General features: G+C 63.8%; 10 protein-coding genes, 1 tRNA gene and 1 pseudogene. 3 read left to right on the top strand and 9 right to left on the bottom strand.

The features are described 5' to 3' along the window. Positions 1 to 44: 44 nt before the first annotated feature. The 3 genes from A2J02_RS19180 to A2J02_RS19190 form a co-directional block, all read right to left on the bottom strand. Entirely contained in the window at positions 45 to 395 is a 351-nt protein-coding gene (locus A2J02_RS19180) for a hypothetical protein (protein ID WP_068052275.1), read from the bottom strand. Further along, complete coding sequence (locus A2J02_RS19185; protein ID WP_068052278.1) at positions 392 to 2,182, bottom strand: TIGR03767 family metallophosphoesterase; 1,791 nt, start codon at positions 2,180 to 2,182, stop codon at positions 392 to 394. The genes A2J02_RS19180 and A2J02_RS19185 overlap by 4 nt, the downstream gene beginning before the upstream one ends. 104 nt (positions 2,183 to 2,286) lie before the next feature. Then, positions 2,287 to 2,754, bottom strand: coding sequence for a universal stress protein (locus A2J02_RS19190; RefSeq protein WP_068052281.1), 468 nt, complete (start codon positions 2,752 to 2,754; stop codon positions 2,287 to 2,289). A 116-nt stretch (positions 2,755 to 2,870) separates the two neighbouring features. On the opposite strand from A2J02_RS19190, the gene A2J02_RS19195 reads away from it, so the two are divergent. Further along, complete coding sequence (locus A2J02_RS19195; protein WP_068052282.1) at positions 2,871 to 3,593, top strand: GAF and ANTAR domain-containing protein; 723 nt, start codon at positions 2,871 to 2,873, stop codon at positions 3,591 to 3,593. 10 nt (positions 3,594 to 3,603) lie between these two features. On the opposite strand, the gene A2J02_RS19200 is transcribed toward A2J02_RS19195, so the two are convergent. From A2J02_RS19200 to A2J02_RS19205, 3 genes are all read right to left on the bottom strand, one after another. After that, entirely contained in the window at positions 3,604 to 5,070 is a 1,467-nt protein-coding gene (locus tag A2J02_RS19200) for a DHA2 family efflux MFS transporter permease subunit (RefSeq protein WP_068052284.1), read from the bottom strand. A 52-nt stretch (positions 5,071 to 5,122) separates the two neighbouring features. Then, positions 5,123 to 5,275 carry a hypothetical protein gene (locus A2J02_RS27840; protein WP_156516304.1) on the bottom strand — a complete coding sequence of 51 codons (153 nt, stop codon included), beginning with the start codon at positions 5,273 to 5,275 and terminating at the stop codon, positions 5,123 to 5,125. Between the two features lie 74 nt (positions 5,276 to 5,349). Next, entirely contained in the window at positions 5,350 to 5,817 is a 468-nt protein-coding gene (locus tag A2J02_RS19205; RefSeq protein WP_068052286.1) for an NUDIX domain-containing protein, read from the bottom strand. A gap of 82 nt (positions 5,818 to 5,899) precedes the next feature. Here A2J02_RS19205 and A2J02_RS19210 point away from each other — a divergent pair, with 82 nt between their 5' ends. Further along, a complete protein-coding gene (locus A2J02_RS19210) occupies positions 5,900 to 6,541 on the top strand; it encodes a ScbR family autoregulator-binding transcription factor (RefSeq protein WP_068052291.1) in 642 nt (213 codons plus the stop codon). Here A2J02_RS19210 and A2J02_RS19215 read toward each other — a convergent pair. Together A2J02_RS19215 and A2J02_RS19220 are read right to left on the bottom strand one after the other, a co-directional pair. Continuing rightward, positions 6,519 to 7,433: an AfsA-related hotdog domain-containing protein gene (locus A2J02_RS19215; protein ID WP_082898917.1), complete on the bottom strand. Its 915-nt coding sequence runs from the start codon at positions 7,431 to 7,433 to the stop codon at positions 6,519 to 6,521. The genes A2J02_RS19210 and A2J02_RS19215 overlap by 23 nt on opposite strands. Positions 7,434 to 7,704: 271 nt before the next feature. After that, positions 7,705 to 7,777, bottom strand: a tRNA-Asn gene (locus A2J02_RS19220). Positions 7,778 to 7,915: 138 nt separating this feature from the next. Between A2J02_RS19220 and A2J02_RS19225 the strand changes: the two genes are divergently transcribed. After that, on the top strand, positions 7,916 to 8,161 hold the full coding sequence (locus tag A2J02_RS19225; RefSeq protein ID WP_068052299.1) for a hypothetical protein: 246 nt from the start codon (positions 7,916 to 7,918) through the stop codon (positions 8,159 to 8,161). Here A2J02_RS19225 and A2J02_RS19230 read toward each other — a convergent pair. Next, positions 8,158 to 8,373 (bottom strand): annotated as a pseudogene (locus tag A2J02_RS19230) (DNA primase); the annotation flags it as partial. The gene A2J02_RS19225 and the pseudogene A2J02_RS19230 overlap by 4 nt on opposite strands.

Below are 8,373 nucleotides of genomic sequence, written 5' to 3' on the forward strand. Positions count from 1 at the left end.
AAGCGCAGACACGAGCACGACGAGGGCAAGAACACCGATCCCTCTCACGGCGCACCGACCGTCGAATTGCGGTCGAGCACGTCCTGCACGGACCCCGAGTAGAGAACCTCCATGCCGACTTTCACCTCGACGGTGCTCGCGTCGTCAGACGTGGCCGAACCGGTGATCGCCTCGTTGTCGGTTGTCTCCCCGACACATTCGATGTCTGCTCCGGTACCGGAGCAGACCGGCGCGACCAGTATCTCGATTCCCTTCTCGAACAGAACGTCGTTCACTGCGTAGCGGAGGTCCCCGAGTTCGGCACCGCCGACCGGCGCGAGCGCAGCGGTCTGCGAACATCCCGCGCACGCCACCACGGCGGCGACCAAAAGAATCTTCCTGCACACTCCGTTCATCGGCCCTGCCTCGTCTCGTAGGCGATCAGTCTCGCGTGCTCGTCCAGATGTTGCTGCTCGAGCGCGGCGTCGGTGATGGCACTCAGATCGAACGGTGCAGGCAACAGCAATTCGGTGTTGCGATCCAGGCGCGACCCTCGACGCATCAGCGGATTCTCGGCCCAGTCGTTGGCCGCCAATTCGCGGCTGCGCGACGCCAGATCCAGGTAACTGCCGCTGTTTCCCGGTGTGATCGGCGACGCGTGATCGAGCACCGTGGTGAACAGCGACAGAGTTCCGTCGCGGTTGTCGACGATCTCGACCACCTGCTGCTGCTGCGGGAAATCGATGCACGACGCGGTGGTGATCTCCCAGAATCCGCGTCCGCCGCTCGAATGCGCCAAAATCTGGTTCTGGTGGGTGTGGCCGTTGAGCCAGCCGATCACCACGGGATACTTCAACAGCAGATCGATGAATTCGTCTGCGCCGTAGAGCTTCCCCGATTCTCCTGGACGCTGCGCTCGGTTCTCCAGCGTGAGACTGTTGTGATGGGTGTAGATCAGCACGAGCTTGCGCTCGGCCTGCGCTTTCTCCAATTGCTCGGTGAGCCAGTCGAATTGGTTCTCGGGCACCGCACCGTCGGGGCCGGCGACGGCGTTGCAGGTGTCGAGTCCGAACGTTCGGATGTTCGGGGTGGGGTCTGCCGCCCACCACGTCTCACCGGAGTCGAGATTGTGCTGGGTGAAGCCGTGTCCGATCGGTCCCGGTGTCGGGGTGGTCTCGAAGTGCTCCTGCATGAACTCGCGTTGCTCGAACAGGTACCGTGCCGGGTCGGCCGACACTGCGCGAAACCCCGGTCGCGCACCGGATCCGACGCCCAGCGCATCGACCATTCTCTGCAGCGGACTGGCCGTCGACGCGTAGCCGGCCAGGGCGGAGGTGGCCGTCGCCTGGAGGGTGTACGCCTTGCGGCCTCCGACGGCGAGCGCGTGCAGCTGCGAGGACAGGTCGAAGGTGCCGAGCAACAAGGTGTCGTGGTTGCCGTAGACCGAGTACCACGGCACGGGCAGACCCACCGATTCGACGGTTCCCGACATCGCTTGGGTGAGAAGGTCGGGAAGCGTCGGGAATCCGTAATCGCCGAACGACCCTCCCGAAGGATCACCGGGTCGGTAGGCCCACTGCGCCTCCGGCCAGGCCTGAACACCCTCGAAGATGTCCGCGGCCCCACTCGTCGGCCGAACCGGTACGCCGTCGAGAACGTCGATGTACCAGCGCAATTCGAGGTGCGAATGCATGTCGGCACTGTCCCCGGTGACCACGGCAGCCCCCATCGGTGCGCCGGTGACCGGGCTGATCCGCGCGTCCGCGAACGCTTTCACCATCGCCGCGGTGACGTGCACGGTCAGCGGGTCCTGCGGATGGAACGCCGAACCCCATGCGGCGTGGTCGGAGACGATCATGGGCTCGATGCGGCCGGGAGATTGGGCGTCGATGACGTGCATGTCCGAGAGGTGCCCGAGGTAGAGCAGCGACCGTCGCGACTGCGCCCTCGACGGGTTCGGCGCTCGTCCGAGAACGTCGAGGCGTGCAACGTACGGCTCCCCCGGACCGGCATCGAGCACGCGGTACTTCCCCGGCCCTGTCGAGGATCGCAGGATCGTCTGCGCGAGTGTTCCGGTTGCGCCCACGTTCACGGGCTGGGCGTTCGCCGCAAGAGCCTGACCCAGCACGTGGGGTGCGATACCCCACACCGCCGCGAGTGTCCCCACTCTCGCCACGAATTGTCTACGCGACAGCCCGGTCATGGAACTCCTCGGATCCGAAAACGGCACCACGTGCGCCTCGCATCCGACGAGGTGACTGCCTATTTTTACAGGGCAGACGGCAGATCGGCTCGATTTCGCTCCGTTCAGGGCACGACGGTCACCGGCCACCGTCCCGCTTTGACCAATCGCACCGCCACCGAGCCGGCGATTCGATGTCCGGCAGTCTCGGACGCCCCCACCACGACGGCGTCGGTACGCAATTGCTCTGCCACGGCGATCAGCCCGTTGTACGGGTCACCCTGTGCGGTTCGGAACTCCCACCGCACGTGCTCCCGATCCCCGAACCGGGCGGCCGACGTTCTGATGTAGTCGAGCAGTTCGTCGGCTATCTGTTGACCGGTTTCGACGAGTGAGATTCCTGCCTGGCCCCACGAGGCCGTCGCAATGGGTTGCACGTACACCAATACCAGCAGCGACCGCTGCCTACGGGCGAGCCCTGCCGCATAGGCCGCGGCGCGCCAGGACGAATCGGACCCGTCGACGCCCACCACGATCGATTTCGGTCCGTCGTGGCCGTACTCGAACCCGGTGGACTCCTGCGCATCGCTCACGACCTGAGGCTACTGCCGAGACCCGACTGTTCGTACCCCCAGCCGCCTGGCGGTACGGTAAGTAGCGCCTACGCCCGGTTATCGGGGAGACGGTTCCATACGCGACGGGAGAAGCAATGAACGACGACCGACAGTTCGACGCCCCGTCCACCGACCCGGCTACTGTGTTCGCGGCCTTGGCCGACATCGTGTACCGAGGTACAACCGCCGAAGAGGTCTACACCGCACTGTGCAATGCGGCCACGCTGTTGGTTCCGCATTGTGACCACGCCAGCTTGATGTTGATGCGCCACGGGAAGGCTGTCACGGTCGCAGCCTCGGACGACATAGCGCGTGTCGTCGACGATATCGAGCGCGCTACCGGCGAAGGACCGTGCCTGGACGCGATCACCAGCGAGGCAGCCCAGCTCGAAGCCGACTTCCGCACTCCCACCCAGTGGCCGGCGATGGCTCGCGGTGTGTTGAACCGGACGCCGGTACGAGGCGCGATGGGATTTCGGCTCAAGGTCGACGATCAGAAGGTGGGCGCGCTCAATCTGTTCACCGATCGTCCCGGCGTCTTCGGCTCGGACAGTGTGGACAAGGCAGTCATTCTGACGGCCTTCACCTCGATCACCGTCGCCGCCGTCATGAACGGCGAAGAAGCGTCGACGCTGCGCGCCGGCCTCGAGAGCAACCGTGAGATCGGCAAGGCGATCGGCTTGATCATGGCCCTGCACGACGTGAACGGCGACGAGGCGTTCGCGTTGTTGCGCAAGTCTTCCCAGGATCTGAACGTCAAGATCGCCGATCTCGCGTCCACCGTGGTCGCGCGACACAGCAAAGGTCTGAAGGGCTGATCGGCAGCGCTCAGTGTGCGCCCTGCACCTTCTTGGGAAGCGCGAAGACCAACGCCAGCGCAATCACACTGAACGCCGCGCTGACAGCCATTGCCATGGCTGCTCCGTGTAGAAAGCCCGACCCGACGGTGTCCGGCCCAGTGATCTCGAGCGACCCGAACAGCACGCTGCCGATCACTGCGATGCCGATCGCCGAGCCGACGCGCTGCATCGTGGAAATGACGCCGCTCGCGGCTCCCGCATCGTCGCGATCGACGGTCGCGACGATGAACTGCGCGTTGGGTGCGATGAACGCACCGTTGCCGAGACCCGCGATGAACAGTGGCACCGTCAGCGTCCAGTGCGAGATCGTGTCGGCGGAGCTGGTCGCGAGAATGATCCACAACCAGATGAGCCCGATCGAGACGAGGGACGCGCCGAGTATCAGAACGGTACGCCCGAGTTTGATCGTCAGCCTGTTGCTCTGCGAGGCGGCGATGATGCTGCCGATCGCGAAGGGTATGGACACCAGGCCCGATGCCAGTGCCGTGTTGCCGAGTCCGGTCTGCCACAGCAGCGAGATGGTGAAGAAGATGCTCGTGAAGGCAGCGAAGTAGACGAGCGCGAGGATCACGCCTCCGGTGAACGCCGGACGGGTGAACAATCGAGGTGGTACCAACGGATTCTGTCCGCGGCCCGTCCGAATCACTTCCCACCAGCCGAACAACGCGATCAGACCGAGTCCCGCTGCGATCGTCAGGTAGGTCCACAGGGGCCAGCCCAGTTCCTGGCCCTCGATCAGCGGAACGAGCAGCGCGATGAGACCTGCGGAGATGAGCACCAGTCCGAGCCAGTCGATTCCGGGGCGCGCAGCCGGTTCGGTATCGGTCTTGCCCGGAAGTAGCACCGCAGCAGCGACGAGACCGACGATTCCGATCGGCAGGTTGACCCAGAAGACGAGCCGCCAGCCGTTCTCGTCGCCGAAAGCCTGGATGATCAGGCCGCCGGCGATGGGACCGAGCGCGGTCGACACGCCGATGACGGCACCCATGATGGCGAATGCCTTGCCTCGCACCGGCCCTGGGAACAACAGCTGGATGAACGCGGTGACAGCGGGAACGAACATGCCGCCCGCCAAGCCCTGAACGACTCGCGCGACGACCAGTTGCAGATCGTCCTGAGCCAGCCCGCACGCGAAGCTCGCGAGAGTGAACAGTGCCAGACCGGTGAAGAAGACCCACTTGTGACCGATGCGGTCGCCCACCTTGCCCGCCGGGATGAGAGCCAACCCGAAGGCAAGTGCGTACCCCGAGATGATCCACGACAGAACCGATTCCGACGCTTCCAAGGTGGTGCTGATCGTCGGCAACGCCACGTTGACGATGGTGGTGTCCAGCAACGCCATGAACATCCCCAGCAGCAGAACCACGAGCGCTTTCCAGGCGCGTGCGGGCACCTCCGTCGAGGGTGGTGTTGCTGAGGCAATGCTGTCGGTCACAGTGCTGTCCTTCGTCGTTGTCGCCGAGCAGTTTCGGCCGACCGATCCTCGGTCACTGTCCGATCATTGCCGACGCGACGAAGACCCACGACAGTCCTGTGGCCAGAACCACGAACCCCGATGCCACTATCCGGCCGCCCCATACTGTCTCCACGAGAGCAGTCTCCGCGTGAGCGGTCACGCCTGCCGTACCCGTAGGTGTCATGATCTGTTTCCCACTCTGCATCCGCGACCCTCGCCATTTCCGGCCGGTGGATACCCCGGGAACCCGCGCCGAAACTACGGTGCTGCGACAACCGCCTCCACCGCGTCCAGAAAGGGGTGCTGGGAGGCGAGCAGCTTCGTCCTCGCCTGCGCCAGCGGAAACCATTCGACGCGATCGACCTCGGGAAACGACTTCATGAGACCGGATTTCGGCGGCCATTCGATCTCGAATGTGTTGCTCACCGCATTCGAGACATCCAGATCGGCCTCGACGCCGAACGCGATGACGATCTTCCCGCCGCGTTGCCTGACGGTGCCGAGTTCGATGTGTTCTCCGGCCGGCACATCGACACCGACTTCCTCTCGGAATTCCCGTCGGGCCGCCGTCCAGGGGTCTTCACCATCGGTGATCAGCCCCTTGACGATGGACCAGGCCCCGTCGTCCTTACGCGCCCAGAACGGTCCTCCGGGGTGAGCGATCAGGACTTGCGGACCGTCGACACCGACGCGATACAACAGAATTCCTGCACTGGTGTGGACCATCGCCTCAGCCTGCCATCGATTCGCAGGGAGAAGTCCTTCGCGCCGTCGTGCCGCGAACCCGGGTAACAGTTATTGTCTACCGATGCAGGAGCGTGCAGCGTCCACCAGGCAGGCCGTACTCCAAGGGGCCGCCGCCAGTTTCGAGAAGTTCGGTTACGGCACAGCAAGTTTGAGCACCATCATCGCCCATGCCGGGGTCAGCAAAGGCGCGATGTACTTTCATTTCTCGTCCAAGGAAGATTTGGCGCAGGCAGTTATCGACGCGCAACTGTCCATGGCGGCGAGCGCGAGCGCCCTCATCATGGAGCGGACTCCGAAGGCCTTGGATGCCTTGATTCTGGTGAGCAAGGAATTGGGACGCCAACTGCAGACCGAATCCATCGCCCGCGGGGGTATGCGATTGACGCTGGAGTCGGCCATCGCGGACAGCCCCAATGCGCGCGCGTTCGAGGACTGGATCGGCAAGATGGGTGATCTGGCCGCACGTGCTCAGGCCGAGGGCGACATAGTCGACGGTATCGACGCGCACACGCTCGGTCGATACATCGTCGCCTCGTTCACCGGCGTACAGACGGTGTCGGAGATGTTGACCGGACGCGCCGATCTACAGCAGCGGCTGACCGAGATGTGGCAGATGTTGCTGCCCGCGGTGGTGCCGCGCCGACGCCTCGCGCGCGTGATGGCAGTCGCCGAAGACGCCCTTATCGACTGGAGCGATCGGTAGGGGCCAACCACGGTTCGGACGTCACCGTGACGGACATCGCAGACAGCACCTCGCCGTCGTGCTCGAACTGAATGCGAAAGACGCCGTCGGTGGAGTCCGTGTCGACGATCACCGTGCACGGGTTGGTCCATTCGGCGAATCCCATGAATCTCACCTCGCAGGAGGTGAAATCCAACGTCGGTGTTTCGGTCGCCAGACGCAGAGCCTGACGGGCCGCTTCAAGCATCGTCACTCCCGGCAGATACTCGACCGAATGGTCGAACATCGCCAGGTTTCGCGGATCCGGCGCGACGACGATGGTGCCGTCGGATGTGTGCCGTGCCAGCACCACGTCGGAGGGATCGAGACGTCCGACGGAGGACGCCGAGACCACCTCGGTTCCGGCAGGCAGGAAACGGAAGTGGGGGTCGGCAACGGTCGACTTGCGGAACTGCGAATACACCTCGGGTCCGATGGTCCGCACCGACGCCGTCCCCGACGCGACGAGGTGGGTGCCGTTCAGGAGTCGGGCGGACAGCTTCATGTTGTCGAGCGACTCGTTCTCGAACGTCACGTCGGTCGTGATCGACTCTGCGACAAGCGAATCGTCGATGTCGTCGACCGAGAGCGGGTCCAGGATCTCGAAGCGGGAGTGCTCGATGAACACCACGTGATCGAGTGGCACCCCGTGGTTGACGTGGCAGAAGAGGCTGATCGCTTGGCGCAGAGCCTCGGCCACCATCAACGAGTCGTGGGTTCGGCGCACCGGCGCGAACATGCGATGCGACGTGGGGAACTGAACGGCCGCCCGATGGGTGCCCTCGACGGTCTCGTAATCGGTCAACAGAACGTCGCCCGGCGACCTTCGATGCACGAGGTGCCGTGGAACTGTTGCCGCGTAACTCAAACTCATGAAGCCCCTTAAAACCGACCGACCCGGCTTTTTATAGCACTGTTGAGCCACCGGGATCGCTCGTTCAGTATGTCGCGAGAGACCGACAAAACTGGCATCGGTCGAAGGGATTCATTCAATCGATATACAGAAATAACCGTCACGATCTGTTAACTGACTCGAACTCTCGGTACCACTTGTTTCGGTGCGTTCAAGAGCAGTGCCGGACGGCTCGTGCGGCTCACTCCGGACAGCAAAAATCCCCGCCCGGGCGAACCGAACGGGGACTGCGCTCCCCCACCTGGACTCGAACCAGGAACCCTTCGATTAACAGTCGAATGCTCTGCCAATTGAGCTATGGGGGATTACCTCGCGGCGTCACACTCTCGTGCGAGCCGTTGGAAACAATAGCGCACACCCCCTGCCGAGTACCAAATCGCCCTGCTCGAGGTTCGTCGGGCAAGATGGAAGAACAGCCGCACGCTCTAGGGAAGGACCTACTGATGATTCGTTTGGTACTGGCGGCTGGAGCTGCTTATGTGCTCGGTGCCAAGGCAGGACGGGGCCGGTACGAACAGATTCGCAAGACTGCGAACGCCGTTGCGTCGAGCCCAGCCACCAAGAAGGCGATCGAGGTCGGCCGTCAGAAGCTGTCCGACTCCCTGAACACACAACCGCGGCTCGAGCCGATGCAGCCGATCGACGACGAGACCCAGGTCTTCGTTCCCCGCGATCAGCTGCGGCGCTAACCGACCTCGGCCACACTTCCGACGGCGAGCTCGAGCAGACTGCGGCGGTACTGCTCGAGGGCGATGAGGTCGCCGAACAACGCGTTGTAGTCGTCGGGCTTCTCCACCGGTGACATGCGCTGCAGTTTCGATTTCAGTTCGGCCACCTGTTGGCCGACCCACACCTCCTGCAGCCGTGCGAGTACGCCCGAGATGTAACGGGTGAGAGCGTC

It is taken from the genome of Rhodococcus sp. EPR-147 (assembly GCF_001647185.1).
In the GTDB taxonomy this organism is placed as follows: domain Bacteria; phylum Actinomycetota; class Actinomycetes; order Mycobacteriales; family Mycobacteriaceae; genus Rhodococcoides.